This is a genomic window from Sunxiuqinia indica, from assembly GCF_009847015.1.
Classification (GTDB): Bacteria; Bacteroidota; Bacteroidia; order Bacteroidales; family Prolixibacteraceae; genus Sunxiuqinia; species Sunxiuqinia indica.
In genome coordinates, this window is the sequence record NZ_WVEM01000008.1 from 226620 (window position 1) to 248881 (window position 22262).

The 22262-nt window shown below is 41.5% G+C and carries 12 protein-coding genes; 10 read left to right on the forward strand and 2 right to left on the reverse strand.

Translation table 11 applies throughout. The features are described from left to right. Positions 1-74: 74 nt before the first annotated feature. The 10 genes from GR929_RS13635 (at position 75) to GR929_RS13680 (ending at position 19705) form a co-directional block, all read left to right on the forward strand. Positions 75-2102 carry a glycoside hydrolase family 53 protein gene (locus GR929_RS13635; protein ID WP_159520681.1) on the forward strand — a complete coding sequence of 676 codons (2028 nt, stop codon included), beginning with the start codon at positions 75-77 and terminating at the stop codon, positions 2100-2102. A gap of 11 nt (positions 2103-2113) precedes the next feature. After that, complete coding sequence (locus GR929_RS13640; RefSeq protein WP_159520683.1) at positions 2114-4552, forward strand: glycoside hydrolase family 2 TIM barrel-domain containing protein; 2439 nt, start codon at positions 2114-2116, stop codon at positions 4550-4552. After that, entirely contained in the window at positions 4549-6948 is a 2400-nt protein-coding gene (locus GR929_RS13645; protein ID WP_159520685.1) for a beta-galactosidase, read from the forward strand. The genes GR929_RS13640 and GR929_RS13645 overlap by 4 nt, the downstream gene beginning before the upstream one ends. A 23-nt stretch (positions 6949-6971) precedes the next feature. Beyond that, positions 6972-9503 carry a glycoside hydrolase family 2 TIM barrel-domain containing protein gene (locus GR929_RS13650; protein ID WP_159520687.1) on the forward strand — a complete coding sequence of 844 codons (2532 nt, stop codon included), beginning with the start codon at positions 6972-6974 and terminating at the stop codon, positions 9501-9503. 131 nt (positions 9504-9634) lie between these two features. After that, entirely contained in the window at positions 9635-11248 is a 1614-nt protein-coding gene (locus tag GR929_RS13655; RefSeq protein ID WP_159520689.1) for a family 43 glycosylhydrolase, read from the forward strand. Between the two features lie 90 nt (positions 11249-11338). Further along, on the forward strand, positions 11339-14353 hold the full coding sequence (locus GR929_RS13660) for a glycoside hydrolase family 2 protein (RefSeq protein ID WP_159520691.1): 3015 nt from the start codon (positions 11339-11341) through the stop codon (positions 14351-14353). Between the two features lie 2 nt (positions 14354-14355). Beyond that, positions 14356-15348 (forward strand): glycoside hydrolase family 43 protein, encoded by a 993-nt coding sequence (locus tag GR929_RS13665; RefSeq protein ID WP_159520693.1) that lies wholly within the window; start codon positions 14356-14358, stop codon positions 15346-15348. Between the two features lie 18 nt (positions 15349-15366). Continuing rightward, entirely contained in the window at positions 15367-16437 is a 1071-nt protein-coding gene (locus tag GR929_RS13670) for a glycoside hydrolase family 43 protein (protein ID WP_159520695.1), read from the forward strand. A 124-nt stretch (positions 16438-16561) separates the two neighbouring features. After that, positions 16562-17566: a glycoside hydrolase family 43 protein gene (locus GR929_RS13675; RefSeq protein ID WP_159520697.1), complete on the forward strand. Its 1005-nt coding sequence runs from the start codon at positions 16562-16564 to the stop codon at positions 17564-17566. A gap of 189 nt (positions 17567-17755) precedes the next feature. Further along, positions 17756-19705, forward strand: coding sequence for a glycoside hydrolase family 97 protein (locus GR929_RS13680; protein WP_159520699.1), 1950 nt, complete (start codon positions 17756-17758; stop codon positions 19703-19705). A 77-nt stretch (positions 19706-19782) separates the two neighbouring features. Here the strand turns inward: GR929_RS13680 and GR929_RS13685 are convergent, their stop codons facing one another. Together GR929_RS13685 and GR929_RS13690 are read right to left on the reverse strand one after the other, a co-directional pair. Then, the gene (locus tag GR929_RS13685; RefSeq protein ID WP_159520700.1) at positions 19783-20307 is read right to left on the reverse strand and encodes a DUF3237 family protein; all 525 of its coding nucleotides are present in this window, start codon (positions 20305-20307) and stop codon (positions 19783-19785) included. A 43-nt stretch (positions 20308-20350) separates the two neighbouring features. Next, entirely contained in the window at positions 20351-22189 is a 1839-nt protein-coding gene (locus GR929_RS13690) for a CocE/NonD family hydrolase (protein WP_159520702.1), read from the reverse strand. Between the last annotated feature and the right edge of the window lie 73 nt (positions 22190-22262).

Here is a 22262-nt window from a genome sequence, read left to right on the forward strand (position 1 = left end):
CCAAAATGTACTTCTGGTGTCCTCTCCAATGGATAATTTTGACTCAAATTGAGAAACTTTATTGATCAAGCTTTATGAAAGAAACGAAACCTACCTGTAAATCACACATTTTTTGTCTTGGATTTCTATTAATCGTGTCGATAGCTATTAGTTGCCAGAGGCAGAAAGTACGACCTTTTGTTATCGGTGCTGACATCTCATTTGTCCCTCAAAGTGAATCCAGAGGCGCACACTACAAAGACGTTACCGGAGAAGAAAAAGATATTTGTCGAATCATGTCAGATCACCATTTTAACAACATCAGGTTGCGTCTCTTTGTCAATCCTGAGGCAGAGCGCGGCTATTCAGGTGATGGGTTCTGTGGCTTGGAAGAAACGGTAAAAATGGCTAAGAGAGCTAAAGATGCGGACATGGACTTTACCCTGGATTTTCACTACAGCGACACATGGGCTGATCCCGATAAGCAATTCAAACCATCTGCATGGGAAGGACAAACCGGTGAAGAGCTGGAAAACACCTTGTATGAATACACAAAAATGGCTTTGAACACGTTTAAAGAGGCTGGTGCTGCACCTGATATTATTCAAATTGGAAACGAAATCAGCCATGGCATGGTTTGGCCCGATGGCAAAGTGCTCGACAATGCTACCGAAGAAAACTGGGCAGCGTTGATGGGACTTTACAATGCCGGCGAAAAAGCATGTCGCGAAGTACTGCCCGATGCCAAATTAATGATTCACCTGGCACTTGGCGGAGAAAACATACTGTGCCGCGAATTCCTCGATAAAATGATTAAATACGATGCAGAGTTCGATATTATCGGCTTGTCGTATTACGAACGCTGGCACGAAACTTACAACGACCTGAAAACAAACCTGTACGATTTGTCAGCCAGATATAACAAACCGGTTTGTGTTGCTGAATATGGTGCCAGCGCCGAAAATATTAAAATTATTAACGACATCGTACGTTCGGTGCCCAATAACCTCGGATACGGAACAATGGCCTGGGAACCTACCCGCGTACTTTTTAATCGCGAAGGACAAGCGAATGAAGAGATTTTCGGTATTTACAATAATCTTTATGCGCAATACTCTAATCCTGAAACGCAGCCCGTTGTTGAGCCACCGTTTGTACGGTCAATTGAAATTGAAAAGCCGGTCATTGGCGCCGACATATCCTTTGTTCCTCAATCGGAAGACAGAGGAGCAAAATATTCTGACAATGGCGAAGAAAAAGATGTATTGGAAATCTTAAGCGATCACAAATTTAACTGGATAAGATTACGCTTATTTGTTGATCCGGATGCTGAAAATGGCTATTCCAGAGGTGGTGGAGGCTACTGCGGTCTGGAAAAAACACTCGAAATGGCGAAACGGGTAAAAGCTGCCGGCATGAAGTTTCTGCTTGACTTCCACTACAGCGATACCTGGGCCGACCCGGGCAAACAATTTAAACCTTCGGCGTGGAAAGACATTCATGGCTCAGCCTTGGAAGGACAAATATACAGCTACACCAACGAAACAATCAAGCGTTTTATTGATGAAGGTGTACGGCCTGATATGGTTCAGGTTGGAAACGAAATTAACAACGGAATGGTTTGGCCTGAGGGAAAACTACCGGAAGGCAAAGAAAAAGTTGATTCGGATGAAGAAATGGAAAGCTTCTGTGTGCTGTTGCGATGCGCGAGTGCAGGCGTACGTGCGGCAGATTCAAGCATAACCATTATGGTGCACATTGCCTGTGGCGGACAGAACCCGGAGTCCGTTGCCTTCTTCGACAAAATCATTAGCCGCGATGTAAAATTTGATGTAATCGGACAGTCTTATTACCCTGAATATCACGGAACACTCGAAGATTTGGAAGCCAACCTCAACGATCTTGTTGTACGTTACGACAAACCAATTTTTGTTGTTGAATATCATCACAATCGAAAAGAGGTCAACGACATTGTACACAACATCCCCAATGGAATGGGGCTGGGAACGTTTATCTGGGAGCCCACCTCTTCCCGTTGGGGCGGTCTTTTTAACCGCGACGGGTCAACCAATGAATACATGGATATCTATCCTGAATTACACGAAAATTATACTACGAACTAAACTCCGGGGTTATGAGAAATATTCTAACAATTATTCTGCTGTCATTAAGCATTGTAAATTTTGCACAAGAAAGTAAAAGTCGTGTCGTTTCCAATTTCGATGCCGGTTGGAAATTTTCACTGGGAGATTTTCCCAAAGCATCAAACGTAGCTTTTAATGATGACGGTTGGCGTACATTAGATGTTCCGCATGACTGGAGTATTGGGTTGGAAAATGAACAGGATGCCCCAGGAGGTGGAAATATAGGTTTCTTCCCAACAGGAGTAGGCTGGTACCGCAAAACATTCGACCTTCCGGAATTTGAGACCGACAAAAAATATTCTGTAGAATTTGATGGTGTTCTTATGAATAGCGAAGTGTGGATTAATGGCACCTACTTGGGCAAACGCCCTTATGGATATTCCAGTTTCTCGTACGACCTTTCCGGGTTACTCAAAAAGAAAGACAATGTGATTGCAGTGCGGGTGGATAATTCACAACAGCCCAATTCACGCTGGTATACCGGATCCGGGATTTACAGGCATGTACGCCTGGTTGAAACCGAAAAACTGCATTTCAAAAAATGGGGCGTGTTTTATTATACGAAATCAATCGCAAACGAAAGTGCCGTACTGCACCTTGAAGCAACGCTAATCAATGATAATCAGTACGCAATTAAAGATGCAGCTATCAGGCATTCCGTTTTGGACGATGAAGAAAATGAAGTTGCTTTTGCACTTACATCTGTTCCCGTAAATGCAAAAAGCACAATTTCGGCGGTACAGGAAATTCAAATAACCAATCCAGATTTATGGTCGGTCGAATCACCTAATTTGTATACTCTCAAATCAGTTATCCTGGTTGATGGTAAAGAAACCGACTGTGTGTTCAATAACCTGGGAATTCGCACCATTGAATACCATGTTGATAATGGTTTCTTTCTCAATGGCAAACAAGTAAAGATGAAAGGTGTTAACCTCCACCACGATGGTGGACCTGTTGGGGCAGCGGTTCCCAAAAGGGTTTGGGAGCGCCGCCTGGAGATATTGAAAGAAGGTGGTTGCAATGCCATACGTACGGCACACAATCCCATGGCCCCCGAATTTTACGACCTGTGCGACAAAATGGGCTTCCTGGTGATGGATGAAGCTTTTGATGAATGGATACACGGAAAGCGTGATTACACTTATAAGCTTTATTTCAAGGATTGGTATGAGAAGGACTTGAAAGCCATGGTTTATCGCGACAGAAACCATCCGTCGGTGGTGATGTGGAGCATCGGAAACGAAGTACCTGATCAGTCGTCGGAAGAAGGACCTGCTCTCGCCCGTAAAATGATTAATATTTGTAAAGAAGTCGATCCAACTCGTTTGGTGACTGCCGGAAACGACCGAATTGCAGCCGATGACAATCCTGCTTCGGAAGCATACCTGGCCGAATACGAAAACGAAATAGTAGGTTACAATTACCCCGATCGGTGGCACGACCGGAGAGAGTTAAATTATCATCTGGATAAGCAAAAATATCCCAACCGAAGGGTTGTTGCGACTGAATCAGGCGGTATGGGTGGCGTTCGCGGAGCCTATAATCTTGGCAGAAACCCGGAAAAAATTCAGGCTGATTATGCCCATGGACGTCTTATCGATGTTGAGCAACGATGGAAATTCACCCTTTTGTACGACTATGTAATCGGCGACTTTATGTGGACAGGCATTGATTACTATGGCGAATCGTGGCGTTGGCCTTCACGTGGTGCTTCTTCGGGGTATCTCGATAATTGTGGATTCAAGAAAGATGGCTACTATTTCTTTAAAAGTATCTGGACAGAAGAACCAACCTTACACCTTCTTCCTCACTGGAACCTGCCTGAAGATCGTGAAGGACAAATTCTACCTGTTATTTGTTACACCAACTGCGATACAGTTGAGCTGTTTTTGAACGGTAAATCTTACGGTGAAAAATACCATGAATTTCCGCGCAAAGGCAATACCGAAAGATGGAATCAGCCCGAGGAAGGAAAAGTGTACACTTCAACCGGCGATCTGCACTTAGCGTGGGACGTACCATACGAACCCGGTGAATTGATAGCGAAAGGCAAAAAAGATGGAAAAGAATATACTTATCGCTTAGTTACAGCTGGCCAACCTGCCCAAATACGCTTGTCAGTTGACCAAACCGAAGTCAAAGCAGATCCTTCAGATGTTGCTCATGTTACTGTTGAAATACTGGATGCAGCTGGTAATTTCGTTCCCACAGCCGATAACCTGGTTCAGTTTGAAGTAGAAGGTGCCAAAATTATTGGTGTTGAAAACGGCAACATGCGTGATTTATCATCGCCTAAGGGAAAGGAGAAAAAAGCTTTTAACGGTTTATGCCTTGCAATTGTACAAGCTAAGAAATCTGGAGAAATTAAAGTGACTGCTACCGCAGAAGGATTGAAGACTGCTGCAATAAAAATTGAAGCAGAATGAGAAAGATAATCTACCTTGTGTTTCTAATATTCATTAATGTTACAACAATTATAGGGCAGAAACTCTACAAGATTAATATTGCAGACGTGCCCAATAAGAAAGTTATTAATGGACATTTAGACCTGGGTGGCATAAATCCTAATGGAGATTCAATCAGTGTTAATAGTTATTTCATTAACTATAACGATCAGCCTTTTATCCCTGTTATTGGAGAATTCCATTATTCAAGATATCCTGCTCAATACTGGGAGGAATCTATAAAAAAGATGAAAGCAGGGGGTATTAATGTTATCGCAACCTATGTCTTTTGGAATATTCATGAGCGAAAGGAAGGTATTTTCGATTGGACTGGTAACCTGAACCTTCGACACTTTGCTGAGTTATGTGAGAAAAATAATATATTTCTAATTGTGCGAATGGGGCCTTTTTGTCATGGAGAAATGCGCAATGGCGGCCTTCCTGATTGGTTGTATGGTCGAACCTTTGAGGTGAGGTCAAACGACAAGGAATACCTGACTTATGTAGAGAGGTTGTATGGCGAAATTGGCCAACAATGCAAAGGTCTGCTATTTAAGGATGGAGGTCCAATTGTAGGGGTGCAATTAGAAAACGAGTTTCAGCATTCAGCTGCACCCTGGGAAATCACCTATACAGGTGCCCCTAAAGAATATACAGTTGCAGATATCAATACCGGTGTCACTCATGAACAAATTTCAGAAACTGATGGGCATAATCCGTATGCTGAAATGGGAAAAGACCATATGTCAAAGCTTAAGGACATTGCTATCAAGAGCGGCATGGACGTTCCTCTTTATACAGCAACTGGTTGGGGAAATGCAGCCATCGTTGAAAAAGGATGTATTCCGGTTACGGCTGGATATGCTTATCCATTCTGGGCTCCCCCCAGCCCATCTCCATTCTATCTGTTCAAGGATATTCACAAATTTCCTGATTATATGCCGGTAAGCTATGATCCAGAGTTGTACCCGTCTATCCCGGCTGAAATAGGACCGGGTATTCAGGTTAAGTATAGCCGCAGACCGGTAGTTGATCCTGCAAGTGTTTTGCCACTCATGGTTCGTATTATCGGCAGTGGATCTAATGGAATTGGCTATTATATGTACCACGGAGGATCAACTCCCGTTTTTGATGGGAAGTTTTACAATGAAGAAGTAAATGGGATATCTAAAATCAATTACGATTTTCAGGCTCCCATTGGGCAGTTCGGGCAAATCCGTCCACATCACAAAAGCTTAAAGACACTTCATATGTTTTTAAATGAATATTCAGAGAAACTAGCACCTATGAAGACCATTTTACCTAAGGGGAATAGTGCTATTAAGCCTGAAAATACAAGTACTTTGCGCTATGCTGTAAGGTCACAAGGTAATGAAGGTTTTCTCTTTATGATCAACTTTCAGGATGATGTTGATATTAATGATATAAGTGATGTAAGTGTAGCTGTGGAAACAGGTAATGAGACAATCCGCTTTCCCCACTCCGGCACATTCGATTTAAAGAAGTCAGCATCGGTTATTCTGCCATTTAATTTAACGTTGGGAGAAACAGAGATTAAATCGGCTACAGTCCAGCCTCTAACTACCTTACATGCGGATGAGGGCGATTGTTATGTTTTTTTCTCAGTGGATGGAATCAACCCTGAGTTATTGTTGAATGGTGCACCTGAGTTGACAGAAGTTAAAGGTGCTAATATTCAAAAAAATGGCAAACATACTCTTGTGCAAGGGAACAATAAGGAGGTCTTTTCTTTTATTCATGGAACTGACCAGTTCCTTATCATTCCACGAGAGATGGCGTTGAATACATCCATTGTAGACAATCACCTTATTATATCCGATGGTTTGATTTTGAACGATGGAAACCAGATTAGTTTAATTACACAATCAACCACATCCTCCATACATATTTATCCGGCTATTAATGAGACTCCTCGTGTTTCATTAGCCTCTGTTGAAGGAACAAAACCGCTTTTTGAAGGGAGTTCTTCCTTTGATATTCAATTTGAGGAAAAAGGCTCGCCGATAAAGGTTGAAAAAGTAGCTGAACGAAAATACTCAGTTGTCACTACCGGTGATTTGGAGCAGCTAAATGATGTTTTCATTGAAGTTGATTATATTGGAGATAGAGGAATGGCTTTTATAGATGGACTTTTGGTTACAGATCACTTCTATCATGAAAAGAAATGGGAGATTGGCATGAAAAGCTTTATACCAGAGATGATAGGAAAAGAGATGGTACTGATTTTTCATCCCTTACATAGCGATCAGGAGGCATTGATTGATTTTACCAAAAAACCGGAATTTACCAACGGCGAATGTTTGGAGATTCGAAGCATCGATGTAGTCAATGAATACAAAACTTTTATTTCCTTTTAAATATTTATTGTTATATATATCATATGAAAAATAAACATTGCATTATATTATTAATCTCTTTTTTGGTAAGCATTAGTTCAAATAATGCTTTTGCCGCAGATTGGATAAATTTTAATGGTGACTGGAAATTCACTAAAGGGAATCCGGAAAATGCAAACTCGGTAAGTTTTGACGACTCATCGTGGGAAAGTGTTAAAATTCCACACGACTGGGCAATAGCAGGTCCTTTCGATCCTAATGGCAACGGAGGAACCGGAAAATTACCATGGAAAGGCGAAGGTTGGTATCGTAAAACCTTTGAGGTAGATGCCGCAGATGCGGGAAAAGTTGTTTATGTAAAGTTCGACGGTATCATGTCGTCTCCTAAAATTTATGTGAATGGAAAATTAGCAGGAGAATGGGACTACGGCTACAGTACTTTTTATCTTAATATTTCCGATTTCGTAAATTTCGGAGAAGAAAATACCATTGCTGTTTATGTGGATACTCGAAATCACGGAAGCCGCTGGTATCCGGGGGCAGGCATGTACCGCAAGGTGGAAATGATGGTATATAACAAGGTGCATAAAGAAATTTGGGGAAGCTATATCACAACACCAGTTGTTAAAGAGGCTTACGCCGAAATGCGCGTACTAACCAATATTAAAAACCTTGATACTGAAGATAAAAAGGTTACCGTAATCACAACAGTTATCAGTCCTGAAGGAAACGAAATTGAACATTTCAAAACTCAGGAAAGAACCGTTTCTTCCAATGGATCGCGCGAATTCGATTCATGGATGACCATCACACGCCCAAGCCTGTGGGATCTTGAGAATCCGACTTTGTATACACTCAGAACTGATGTATTAATCGATGGTGAGATTGTAAACTCTGATAAAACTCCATTTGGTTTCAGATCATTTGAATTTACAGCCAACGACGGATTTTTTCTAAATGGCAAACATGTACAAATAAAAGGGGTAAACCTCCATCACGATCATGGTCCGCTTGGAGCAGCTTTCAATAAGCGATCGATGGAGCGTAAACTCGAAATTATGAAAGAAATGGGTTGTAACGCCATTCGCAACAGTCATAATGTTTGTGCTCCCGAATTGGTTGAATTATGTGATGAAATGGGACTGCTACTTTTCAACGAGGCCTTTGACAAATACGACAACAAAGCTGATATTACTCGCGAAACTGATTTTTATGAATTCGGAGAACGAACCATTAAAAACTTCGTAATGCGCGACCGTAACAGTCCGTCGGTGATTATCTGGAGTGTTGGAAACGAAATGGGAGATATTCAGGGCAATGCCAATTATGGATTGCAACGTTTGGCTGCAATGGTTGGTTTTGTAAAAAAATATGACATTACCCGACCGGTAACCATGGTTTGCGATCAAAATCAAAATGCCCACTGGCGCCATTTCGATTATTACGACATCCATGCCTACAACTACAGTCAGCGTTGGTTGCCAGCTCGCACGATGGCACCTGATAAAAGTGTAATCATTAGCGAATCGGCTTCAACCGTTAGTACACGTGGATATTACGATATAAACATTCCTAAAAATTTCTTTGAACCAATAACACAACGAAGCACGAGCGATTATCATGGCAATATCCCTAAATCGGCAGATGCGAAGAAGGAAACAGTACAACGAAGAAGAGATGTTACAGCCGACAATGCTTATTTTGTTCGCGATAGAAACACAGCCCCTAGAACACAAGTTAGCTCATACGACGTTGAAGCTCCCTGGTGGGCCGAAGTTTTAGATGATGACTTTTTGTGGCAGGAAGACGACAGTTATATCGCCGGAGAATTTGTTTGGACAGGTTTCGATTATTTGGGAGAACCAACACCAATTAATTCAGCACGCAGTTCTTATTTTGGAATTGTTGATTTGTGCGGTATGCCAAAAGACCGTTTTTATCTTTACCAAAGCTACTGGCGCCCCGATCACGATATGGTTCATATTCTTCCGCACTGGAATTGGGAAGGACATGAAGGCGATACCATTCCGGTTTTTGTATACACCAACGGCGACGAAGCTGAGTTATTCCTAAACGGAAAATCATTAGGAAAACAAGCGAAGAAACCACAATCGCGAGTTTCAAAAGAACGTTACCGTTTGATGTGGATGGATGTAGCTTACGAGCCGGGCGAATTGAAAGCAGTGGCTTACAAAGAAGGAAAAGTAATTGGAGAAAAAGTAATCAACACCGCCAACGAAACTTATTCCATTAAACTAACTCCCGATCGCAATGTCATTAATGCTGATGGCGAAGATTTAAGTTTCGTTATGGTAGAAGCTTACGACAAAGATGGAAACCTTTGTCCTTTAGCCGAAAATAAAATTGACTTTGAAGTGACTGGTGCAGGAGAAATTGTAGCCGTAGGAAACGGAAATCCTCAATCGCTGGAGCCGTATTTGGCCAACTATAGAAGACTTTTTTACGGAAAGGCGATGCTTATAGTAAAATCAATTGCGAACAAGCCTGGAAAAATTGGCATTGAGGCCAGCTCTGCTGGATTAAAAACAGCTACGATTGCGATTTCAACAGAGTAGAATACAGCAGTGCATTGCGCTCAAAAAAAATCTTCCTACGCCAACAATTAAACCTTACCTCAAACTTAGTGTCTAGATATAAAGACACCTAGCAAATTGTTTATCAGTCAAAACTATATAATACGCTACTTATGAAAATCATTACTAGAACTACGATCCTTAAATTTTTTCTGTTTAGCTGTCTAATTGCATTGAATGCATCAAAACCAGCATTGTCTCAGTCACAAAACATTAAAAACGACACTTTTTGGGACACCAAAAATGGGGAACCTATTTACAGCCAAGGTGGCGGTATCTTCCAATTTCCACATCCCGAAACCGGAGAAATCAAATACTTTTGGTACGGCGTACACTATAAACAAGCCGAAATGTATCGCGAAGATCCTTCGGTTACGCAACCGCGAAACAACTTTGAAGGCGTAACCTGTTACTCTTCTACCGATTTAGTTAACTGGGAACCCGAAGGTCATGTTTTAACAAAAGAAGAAGTCTTTGCCGACTCTCAAAGAGCTTGGGGATGGTTAGGCCGAATGGGAGTGGCTTACGTGAAAGAAGCTGATCAATACGTATTGGCTATTCAATACAACTCAAGCGTTCTTTTTGCAGTTGCCGATTCTCCTCTCGGTCCTTTCAAAAAACAACACCGAAAAGACATGACAAGTTGGATTGGTACTCCAAACACCGGAGACCAAACCGTTTTCACCGATCCCGATACAGAAAAATCGTATTTAGTTTATAGTTACGGAAGAGGGCGAAACAGAATTTACATTTCTGAGATAGGAATGAAAAACGACTCGTTAACATTATTAGACTACAAACAGGTTTTTAAAGGATCAGGTCGCGAAGGAAACTGTATGTTTAAATACAAAGGCAAGTATTACATTGCTGCTTCTCAGTTGTACGGATGGGATGGTTCATTGGCTTACTACCTGGTAGCCGACGACATTATGGGGCCTTATCTTCCAACCAACGACATGCAGGTAATTCCAGGAGTAGAAGACGACTATGCCCACATTTCACAAACCGGATTTTTTGTAACGGTTCGTGGTAGCAAAGAAGAAACTGTTATTTTCTGTGGCGACCGTTGGGCCGATTTTGCCGGAAACGGATTGGGATACAACCAATGGTGTCCACTATCATTCGAAGGTGATGTACCTTATTTTAATTCACTTAACTCGTGGAATCTCGATGCCGAAACCGGTGAATGGGAAGTAGCTGAAGATAACAACTGGGCAATCAACGCCAGCTTCGAAGCTGACAGAAAAGAAATGCCAAGTCCGAAAAAACCGGAACAAACCCGATTAAGAGGTTGGGAAACCACGATCATTAAAGGTACCGAAATTTCACTTGAGCCTAATTCGCCAAAACTTAATCACGCAAATACCGAAGAAGAACGCAAGGTAGTAATCGGCGAAAGAAGTTTGAATATGAGCGACCAGGTTGACTTTACACGTCAAGTACACCAAGTTATTTCTTCATCACCCTATGTAGAATTTCCAAACGCAACTTATACCCTTACTGCAAAAATTAAGAACAGTGGCGACTTCAACAAGCTTGAAATGTATGCAAAATCAGGAAAAAAGCATTTCAAAGTAAGTGTTGACGAAGAAAATGAAAACTGGATAACCATTACACTCGATGGAATTAAGGTGAAAGGTAACGAAGTTGAAATTGGATTTCTTGCTGATGGAAAAGCCGGAGCTTTCTGCTTGGTCGATGATATTGCTTTGTTAAAGAACAAATAATTATTGCAACGATTTGTAATTTATACAATTAAGTATTCTGAAATATAAATACGATCTAAGAACATATTAAATAGGCATAACGAATCTAAAATGAGTTCAAATACCGGTATTTTTAAAGCATTACTTATTGTTGTAATTTGTTTAAGCTATCACCTGAATTCAAATGCACAACGCACACGCTATAATTTCAATCCCGATTGGAAATTGTACGTAGGGGATATAAACGGAGCAGAAAAACCAGGTTTTGATGATTCCAAGTGGAAAGAAATTACACTTCCGTATGCTTGGAATCAAGACGAAGCCTTTAAAAAGGATATTGTCGATCTGTCAACAGGCATTGCCTGGTACCGAAAGACATTTATTTTACCTGAAAACAAAGGCATCGACAAAGTTTTTCTCGAATTCGAAGGCGTACGTCATGCAGGTGAATTTTATGTAAACGGAACCCTCGTTGGCTTACACGAAAATGGCATTATGGCGGTTGGACTAGATGTTTCTCATCTATTAAATCCCTATCCTAAAGAAAACGTGATTGCTGTTCGTACCGATAACAGTTGGGACTATCGGGAACGTTTTTACAATCAACGTTATCAGTGGAACGATAAAAACTTCAATGCCAACTATGGTGGTCTTCCCAAAAACGTATACTTGCATACAACCGGGTCGGTCTATCAAACACTTCCACTTTATTCAACCCTCGGAACAGTAGGAACATACGTTTATCCAAGTCGTATTAATGTTCCTGAAAAAACAGCTATAATCAATGTTGAATCTGAAGTAAAAAACGAAACCTCCGCTGCAGTTGTCGCCAATCTTGACATTACCGTTCAAGACTCGGAAGGCAAACAAGTGGCGCATTTTGAAGGAACACCTCGAATGATTTCGCCCAATGGACAGATTGAACTATCAGCCTCCGAAAAGTTATCCAATCTGGAATTCTGGAGTTGGGGCTATGGTTATTTATACACTGTTACGTCAAAAGTCGTGGTTGATGGAAAAGTTACTGATGAAGTTCCAATTCGTACCGGATTTCGTAAAACCGAATTTAAAGACGGTATGATTTACCTGAACGATCGGGTTCTAATGATGAAAGGGTACGCCCAACGTACAAGTAACGAATGGCCTGGTGTGGGAATGTCAGTACCTGCATGGTTAAGTGATTACAGCAATAAGCTAATGATTGAGTCGAACGGTAATTTTGTACGTTGGATGCACATTACGCCTTGGAAACAAGATGTAGAATCGTGCGATCGTGTTGGTTTAATCCAGGTGATGCCTGCTGGAGATTCGGAACGAGATGTGACAGGCCGACGTTGGGAACAACGCTGCGAAGTAATGCGCGACGCCATCATTTATAACCGCAATAATCCAAGTATTTTGTTTTACGAGGGCGGCAACGAAAATATTAGCGAAGCGCACATGCAGGATTTAAAGAAGATCCGTGACACCTATGATTCAAATGGTGGTAGAGCTATTGGTAGCCGCGAAATGCTTGACAGTAAGGTTGCCGAGTATGGCGGTGAAATGCTTTACATTAACAAAAGCGCGGATCAACCTTTATTTGCCACAGAGTATTCACGCGATGAGGGCCTCCGAAAATATTGGGATGAATTTTCACCTCCATACCATAAAAATGGTGATGGTGGTAATGGAGGTCACAATATGGATAGCAGTCAAGTCGCAAAAGCTTTTGAATATAATCGCAATCAGGATTCACACGCCATTGAAAATATTGTTCGTTGGTACGATTACTGGGAACAGCGACCAGGAACAGGCACGCGTGTAAGCAGCGGAGGTGCCAACATTATCTTCTCTGATACCAACACACATCATAGAGGAGCCGAGAACTACCGCCGAAGTGGTGAAACTGACCCCATGCGTATTCCAAAAGACAATTTCTTTGCACACCAGGTAATGTGGGCTGGCTGGGTCGATTTAGAAAAACAGCTCACGCACATCATGGGGCATTGGAATTATGAGCCCGGAACTGTAAAGCCAATTTATGTGGTTTCAGGTGGAAATAAAGTAGAGCTTTTCGTTAATGGAAAATCAAAAGGGTTTGGTAAAAATACTTATCGCTTTTTGAATACTTTTGAAGATATTGCCTGGGAAGCCGGAGAAATAAAAGCGGTTTCTTACAATGAAGCAAACGAAGTTGTTTCGGAAGATGTGATCAAAACGGCAGGAGAACCTTATGCTCTTAAACTCACTAAAATGAAGTCACCTGCTGGTTTTAAAGCCGATGGTGCCGATTTAGCCATGGTACAGGTTGAAGTCGTTGACAAAGATGGTCAGCGTTGTCCGACAGCGTTGAATGAAATTTCATTCAATTTAAAAGGGGAAGCAACCTGGCTTGGCGGAATTGCACAAGGACCCGACAATTATGTGGGTTCAACTACACTTCCTGTTGAATGTGGTGTAAATCGCATCCTTATCCGCTCAACAAATAAAGATGGAAAAATAACTGTGAAAGCTTCAGCGGATGACTTAAAAAGTGCCAGCGTTCAGTTCGAAACAACTCTTGTTGAGGTTGTGAATGGATTACGGACCGAGTTGGTTGCTGAAGGACTTCCTTCAAACCTTGAAAAAGGAGCAACGCCATTAACTCCGTCATATGCTCCTACGCGTCGCACCATTCCTATTCTTTCAGCGAACGCCGGATCCAATAAGGAAAAAGCGATAATGAGCTTCGATGATAACGAAATGAGCGAGTGGACGAACGATGGGAAATTATCAACAGGATGGATAACTTACGAGCTGGAAAAAACATCTCGTATTGATGCAATTTCACTTAAAATGACCAACTGGAGAAGGGTCTCCTACCCAATTGATATTCTTATTGATGGTAAAAAAGTATGGTCGGGTGAAACAAAACGCAGCCTGGGCTACATTTTAATTCCAATTGAACCAACTGTTGGTGAAAAAGTGACCATTCAGTTAACAGGTGCCGGCACCGAAGAAGATGCCTTTCAGAATGTAATTGAGTTGAGCGGCCAAAAAGAACTGGATGGATACAGACTACCACCCAATGCAAATACAGAAGGTCAATTAAGAATTGTAGAAACCGAAATTCTTCAGAACACTAAAGACTCGCAAAATTTATAGATATGAATTCGTTTTTAAAAGCAATATCAGCGACACTAGTCCTCATAAGCTGTGTTTTAAATGGTTATTCTCAACAAAACATTATTCACCAGTGGGAAGCAACCGGGAACCCGGTAGTTACGCACAAATACACTTGCGATCCGGCAGCGATTGTGCACAACGACACCTTGTTTATTTTTACCGGTGAAGATGCCGAAGGTGGACTGAAGTTCTACAACATTAAAAACTGGTGCTGCTTTGCCACCACCGATATGAAGAACTTTATTGAATACGACATTCCATTGTATGCCAAAGACTTTGAGTGGAACCGTGGTGAATTTGCCTACGCAGGCCATGTTATTGAACGAAACAATAAATTTTACTGGTATGTAAGCACCAATACATCGGGGATTGGGGTTGCCGTTGCCGACCGTCCACAGGGGCCATACAAAGATGTATTGGGAAAACCTTTGCTAACCAACGAAAACAGTCCGGGGAAAAAGCATAGCTGGCGTACAATCGATCCGGCTGCTTTTATCGACGACGATGGCCAAGCCTGGTTATTTTGGGGCAATGGCGCATGTTGGGCTGTTAAGCTAAATGAAGACATGACCTCGTACGATATGGATTATGGCGTAAAAACCATTGAAATAGATGGGGAAATGGATTTCCCGTTTACTGAAGCTCCCTGGGTACACAAAAAAGACGATGTTTACTTTTTAACTTTTGCCATTGGCTTTCCCGAACGAATTGCCTTCGCAGTGAGTGACAAAATTGATGGCCCTTACACCTACAAAGGCATTATCAACGAAATTGCCGGGAACAGCAACACCAATCATCAATCGATTATTGAATACAAAGGCAACTGGTACTTTATTTACCACAACGGCGGAATGCAAACCAAAGGCGGTAGCTACAGCCGCAGCATCTGCATTGATAAGTTAGAGTTCGATGAAAACGGGATGTACAAACCCATTTTAATGACTACCAAAGGGGTTGATAAAGTTGATGAATAAACAACAAGCTTAAAAAATATGCACACAGTACTACAGAACATCAGCAGGCTTTTATTGGCCATTTTTGTATTATTTGCCTCAGCTTCATGCAGGCAGTCTGGTAAGTCTCAAGAAGAAGAAATGGCAGCCTATCTGCTAATCTATTTTACTGATCCAACGCATAGTCTTTTTATGGCTTTAAGTACCGATGGCTATACATTTACCGATATTAACAATGGGCAGCCCATTATGGCAGGAGATACTATTGCCAGTCAAAAAGGAATTCGCGATCCGCATATATCAAGAGGGCCTGATGGCGCTTTTTATGTGGTGATGACCGACCTTCATTTATTTGCCAAACAACTGGGTTACAGAGAAACCACCTGGGAAAGGCCTCGGGAAGAATACGATTGGGGAAACAACCGTGGTTTTGTTCTGATGAAATCGTGCGATCTTATCAATTGGACACACAGCAACTTTATTTTCGCAGAGGAATTTGAGGGATATGAAGAAATGGGATGCTCCTGGGCACCACAAACCATTTACGATCCAACGGAAGGAAAGATGATGGTATATTTTACGATGCGTATGAAACACGGATTGACCTCATTGTATTATTCCTATGCCAATGAAGACTTTACCAAACTGATTACAGAACCAAAATCACTTTACGAATATCCCGACACAACTGTTCAGATATTAGATGCCGATATTACGCACATGCCCGACGGACGCTATTGCATGATGTATGTAGCACAAGAGCAACCCGGAGGAATAAAAGTGGCTTTCTCCGATGACATTAATAAAGGCTATAAATACGAGTCGGAAATGGTTGATAAGGAACCCGGTGCCTGTGAAGCGCCAAATGTTTGGAAACGTATTGATAGTGATAAATATGTTTTAATGTATGACATTTTCAGTATTCAGCCCCACAATTTTGGATTTGTTGAAACCACTGACTTTAAAACATATACTAATTTGGGGCGCTTCAATGAAGGAGTAATGAAAACCACCAATTTTACCTCTCCCAAACATGGAGCGGTAATTCAGCTAACAAAAGAAGAGGCCATAAAACTGGCTGATCATTATGATTATGAACTTAAATTCTAAATAGATCAAACGAACATGATTTTTTTTCATTCTAACATCACTCTCAAGAATGATTAAAATTTATGTGAGTTCCTGAATGTCTTCAAAATTTTTGAACATTCAGAAAACAAAAATTTTTAAACAGATGAAAAACACATTGACAACATTAGTAATGCTTCTATGTTTTTCGGCCACCTTTGCGCAAGGCTGGAAACCGGAAGTAAGAGAAAATATCCCTTTAGATTCGATCCGTCTGAGCGATCCCGCAATTCTGGCCGATAAAGCCACCTCAACCTACTACATGACAGGAACCGGTGGTTTACTCTGGAAAAGTAAAGATCTGGCCAAATGGACTGGCCCCTATGTGGTTGCCAAAACCGACCCGGATTCGTGGATGGGTCCAAGGCCAATGATATGGGCTGCCGAGTTGCATCAGTACAAAGACAAGTATTATTACTTTGCAACTTTCACCAACCAGGAAATGGTAATTGACAATGTAAAAGGAAATGCGATAAACCGTCGCGCCAGTCACGTACTGGTGAGCGATAAAGCCGAAGGTCCTTATGTACCAATGGAAGATGAAACTTACTTACCTGACGATATCCCTACTTTAGATGGTACCTTTTGGGTGGATCCCGATGGAAAACCCTACATGATTTATTGCGAAGAATGGCTGCATAACTGGAACGGTACCATGGAAAAAATTGAGTTAAAACCTGATTTAAGTGGTTCCATCGGTCAACGGGAAATCATGTTTTTTGCTTCAGAATCTCCTTGGAGTAAGGATAAGCAACCTAATGGACGAATCGTTCCAAACAAAGTAACCGATGGTCCTTATTTATTTAAAACGCAAACAGGTAAGTTGGGAATGATCTGGACAAGCTGGGCGTTGAGTGATTATACACAAGGAGTAGCATATTCTGAAAGTGGAACATTAGATGGCCCGTGGGTTCAACACGTAGAGCCTATTACTCCTCCCAACTTTGGACATGGTATGTTATTTAGGACTTTGGAGGGAAAACTGTTGATGTCAGTTCACAGTCATGCAAATGTAAAAGGCCGTACCGTAAGGATTCCACATTTATTTGAGGTAGATGATTCTGGTGATAGAATAGTTGTAGGAGATCAATATCATCCAGAAGAAGAATAGAGTCGAATTCTATAGAACTTCAATTAAATTCAGGATATATTATTTTCATTCACCTGATCGTTTATTCAATAGCGAATAATATCTTTATGCCCCTTTACCAGGCTTGTTTAACAAGTTTGGCACAGCTAATTTTTATTTTGAGACCAATAATATCCTTCTGATATTAGAAAAAGGAAACAAACCAACATTATGAAAAAATATCTTGCTACTTTAATTCTGATCGCAGTTTCGATCTCTGCCTTTGCTCAGGAACAACTTGTAAAAAGCCCTGATGGCAAGCTGAATTTAAGCTTTAATTTAAAAGAAGGCACACCTTACTTTTCAGTAAAGAGTAATAATGCTGTGATGCTGGAAGACTCTCCTCTTGGACTGGTTACGAGTGCGGGAGATTTTAGTAAGGATTTAAAACTAACGACAACAAGTCGCGATAACATCACAAAAAACTACTCGCAGCTTAAGATTAAACAATCGTCGGTTGTGTACAATGCCAACGAATTGGTTGTAACGCTTGCCAACAAAGAAGATAAACCAATCGAAATCGTATTCAGAGTAAGTAATAACAACATTGGTTTCCGCTATAATCTCCCACAATATGGAGAAACAGCCAACTGTACCATTGAAAAAGAAATTACAGGATTTAATTTCCCCGACAATACCACTACCTTTCTGTCTCCACAAGCCACTCCGGGCATAGGATGGAAAGGGACAAAACCCAGTTATGAAGAAGAATATGTACCGGATGAACCGCTTGGAACACCATCAAAATATGGTTTAGGATATACATTTCCATCGCTCTTTCACGTCGGGAATGATGGCTGGGTACTGATTTCAGAAACTGGTGTCGATGGAAAATATTGTGGATCACGACTTAGTGAAGGAAGCGCTGATGGAATTTATTCCATTGCTTATCCCGAGCAGGGCGAAAACAACGGCTTCGGGAGTTCAAGTCCGGCAATTGCCTTGCCCGGGTCAACGCCTTGGAGAACGATTACTGTGGCTAACAATTTAAACCCAATTGTTGAAACTACGATCCCTTACGATCTGGTTGATCCGCTTTATGAACCCACACAGGAATATAAATTTGGCCGCTCAACATGGAGTTGGATTATGTGGCAGGACAGGAGCATGAACTATGATGATCAGGTAACTTATATTGATTTTGCTGCAGACATGGGCTACGAGTACATTTTAATGGATGCCTTGTGGGATAAGAATGTGGGCTACGAAAAAATGGAAGAACTGATCGAATATGCCCACTCTAAAAATGTTGACGTTTTTTTATGGTACAATTCCAACGGTTTCTGGAATAATGCACCACAAGGGCCAAAGCACAAATTAAACAATGCCATTGCCCGTAAAAAAGAGATGAAATGGCTGCAGGAGATGCGAGTTAAAGGATTAAAGATAGACTTTTTTGGTGGCGACAAGCAAGAAACCATGAGACTCTATGAAGCGCTTCTTTCTGATGCCAACGAATATGGTTTGATGATTATTTTTCATGGTTGCACCTTGCCGCGCGGATGGGAGCGCATGTATCCAAATTATGTGGGAAGTGAAGCCGTGCTGGCTTCTGAGAATCTCATTTTCACGCAACATGCTAACGATATGGAAGCCTTCAATGCCTGTTTGCACCCGTTCATTCGAAATGCTGTGGGATGTATGGAATTTGGCCCGGTTTTGCTGAATAAACGACATAACAGAACAAACGATGGAGGAACAATCCGCCGAACTTCAGACATTTTCCAACTTGCAACGGCAGTGCTTTTTCAAAATCCGGTTCAAATGTTTGCACTGGCGCCCAATAACCTGAGTGACGCACCAGAATTTGCAATCGATTTTATGAAAGATGTGGAAACAACTTGGGACGAAACTGTTTTTATTGATGGCTATCCGGGGAAATATGTGGTATTGGCCCGCCGACATAAAGATCAGTGGTATGTAGTTGGAATTAATGCGAATGAAGAACCACTGTCCTTAAATCTTGCATTGCCAATGCTTGCCGGAAAAACAATCACTTATTATGGTGATGAAAGCAGCTTAGCCTCATTCAAAAAAGAGACTAAAATCGAAAAATCAGGCAAATTCAATATTCTAATCCAACCTAACGGAGGAATTATATTGACCGGTAGCAATAACTAAGAGCATACAACCTAAAAAGGATCCTGCTTTCATATAAGCAGGATGCTTTATAGGGCGACAATACAAATGCTCAATTCTCACAGGACTTTCCAGACCTGTATCGAAATATAATCCTTTGCCGGAACTGGCTTACAAATAAAAATGGCATGATTCAGCCAGGCGTATTTTGAATCTTCCGGTGCTTCAAATTTTGGAGCTGTGCGGAAGTAGATCTCGTTGGAATCAGCAGTAGTCTTTACGGCGTCTTCATTCGGGTTATAGAAAATTCCGACATTGCGAACATGAATCAGCACATTGTCGTCTGTTCTTATCGTGTATATTGCTTCTAATTCGGTGAGTCCATTGTCTTTGTATAATTTTTGATAATCGGCACCACCCGGCAAAACAGTTCCTTTTAATTTAGGACCTTCAAACGTTCCTCCTGAAATCGGAATGATAATCCGATCACCATAGCAGGTTGAGCCTAAATTCATAACCGGATCAATTGTTACTTTCAGCTCACAGGTAAACTCTAACCCGGGAGCAACATATTCCTGTGCTGACAATGTAAGGTTAAAACCGATTACCAGACAGAATATTAAAACGGATCTAACTCTCTTCATCGTTTTTTTCAGATTAATATTTCTTTCAAAATAATTAAAACCCTTACAATTCGATTACAGGTAGGGTTAAAGTTGATTGGTGTGTTTGATCCCGGTAGATGGTTACCTCCGGTGCCGGATCTAAATGCGGTGTTCCGCGACCTGCAAAACTGATGGCCAACTGGATTTTGTGCCCCGCTTTAAAAATCATTGATATTGGCAAAATAGAGAACTCAAGCTGTGTTGGTTCACCCGGAATCAGTGGATTCACATCGGCTTCGTTGCAGCTATGATAAGGCAATCCTAATTTATTGTATGGAGGTTCTGCCAATTTACGCATCGAAGCTCTTAGTTGCCCCTGAACATTGTAGGAAGTAAGCGTTCCGTCTGGTGCAACATCCTGAATGGTGGCAACAAAATCGCCATCAGTAGCAGTAGACGATACCCAAAGGCTGATGGTAGGATGCCCGGTAATCTGAACATCTTCGCTTAGAACTTCTGTTTCGTAAATGATTGCTCCTTTAGTCGTAGAGTTCGGTCGGAAATCGTAGCTTATGGTAGTTACATCTTTTCCAGGTTCGTTTGGTTCGTCGGTACTTAGCGATCCTTCACCCAAATAATATTCAACTCTTTTTTCTTCAGGTAACGGCCATTCTTTAGCTGTTTTCCACTCTTCACCTTTGGGAGCGTTGTAAGTGAAATAATAAATCGGATCTTCGTCCATAATTCCGTTATCGATTCCTTTTAACCAATAATCGAAAAAGCGAAGTTCTTCAACTAATACATCAAAACCAGTCATTTTAATTGAGGTATACCAATCGCAATGCACTCCGGGGCCAATGACCAACTTTCGGGGAATGGTGAAATTATTTATGGCGAAGAACGGACCAGGTTTGGTGTTTCCTTCATCCCAGTTTACGGCCATATACATGGCAATACCTGATTCGTTGATTTCATCCAAATAATTGGAAGGACTACTTACCTTCCACCATTGTTTTACTGCTTCATCGGTTAGATTTGTTGAATAGCTGTCGCGGTAAGGAATATCCCCTAAGCTTTCTACAGTTCCTACGTGTTCTTTAAAGGCCTGTTTCAATAAGGTACTATCGGTATCGCCATCCACAGGTGCTGCCATTAAATCCCTACGTTGTGATGCTGTTAATCCATCATCGGGTTGAGGCCAGGGTCTATAAGTTGTTGACATACCTCCGGCAGCCCGAAAATCGTACACATCGAACTCAAAGCTCATTGGAAACATGGCTTTTAGATGAGGCGGTGCTGTGGTAGCAGCCTGCATTTGGCTTCCTCCAGTTGCTGAACATCCCCACATGCCAATGTTTCCATCGCTCCAGGGCTGAACGGCCAACCATTCAGTTACATCGTAGGCATCGGTGCGGGCAGCACTCAACCATTGTCCCCGGTTGAAGTTTTCGTTGTGCCCAAACGAAGCATGCAAACCACGGTAGTCAACCGTGGCCACTACGTATCCGTATTTAACTAATTTAGCTCCTGTTCCGGCATAACACTCCACCGTCATATCGTCGAAATTGCCATTGTATCGACGGTTGTAAGGCGTATGCATCCAGATAACCGGAAGCGGTTCGGTAACTACTTCGCCTGTGGTTTTATCGATAGGACGACAAATATCGATGGCTAATTTGACACCATCCCGCATTTCAACATATTGAGACGAAAGGTCGTATTCTTCGGCATAAATCGGTTCGCTGTAACCTGCATATTTGCCCGGTTCCGAAATGCAATCTTCGTAACTTGAACTCGTTTTTTTATTGGTGCAGGAGAAGGTAATTCCTAGTAATAGAAGACCAACTACAAAGAATAAGGATTTTGTGAGGCGATTGAATTTATCTCGATCTACTTGAAAGGTATTAAACTTTGATTTCATCTTATTAAAATTGGTTTGTAAGGTATAAGATGGAACGTGCATGATAATATTTGGCCTATGGGTTAAATATTAT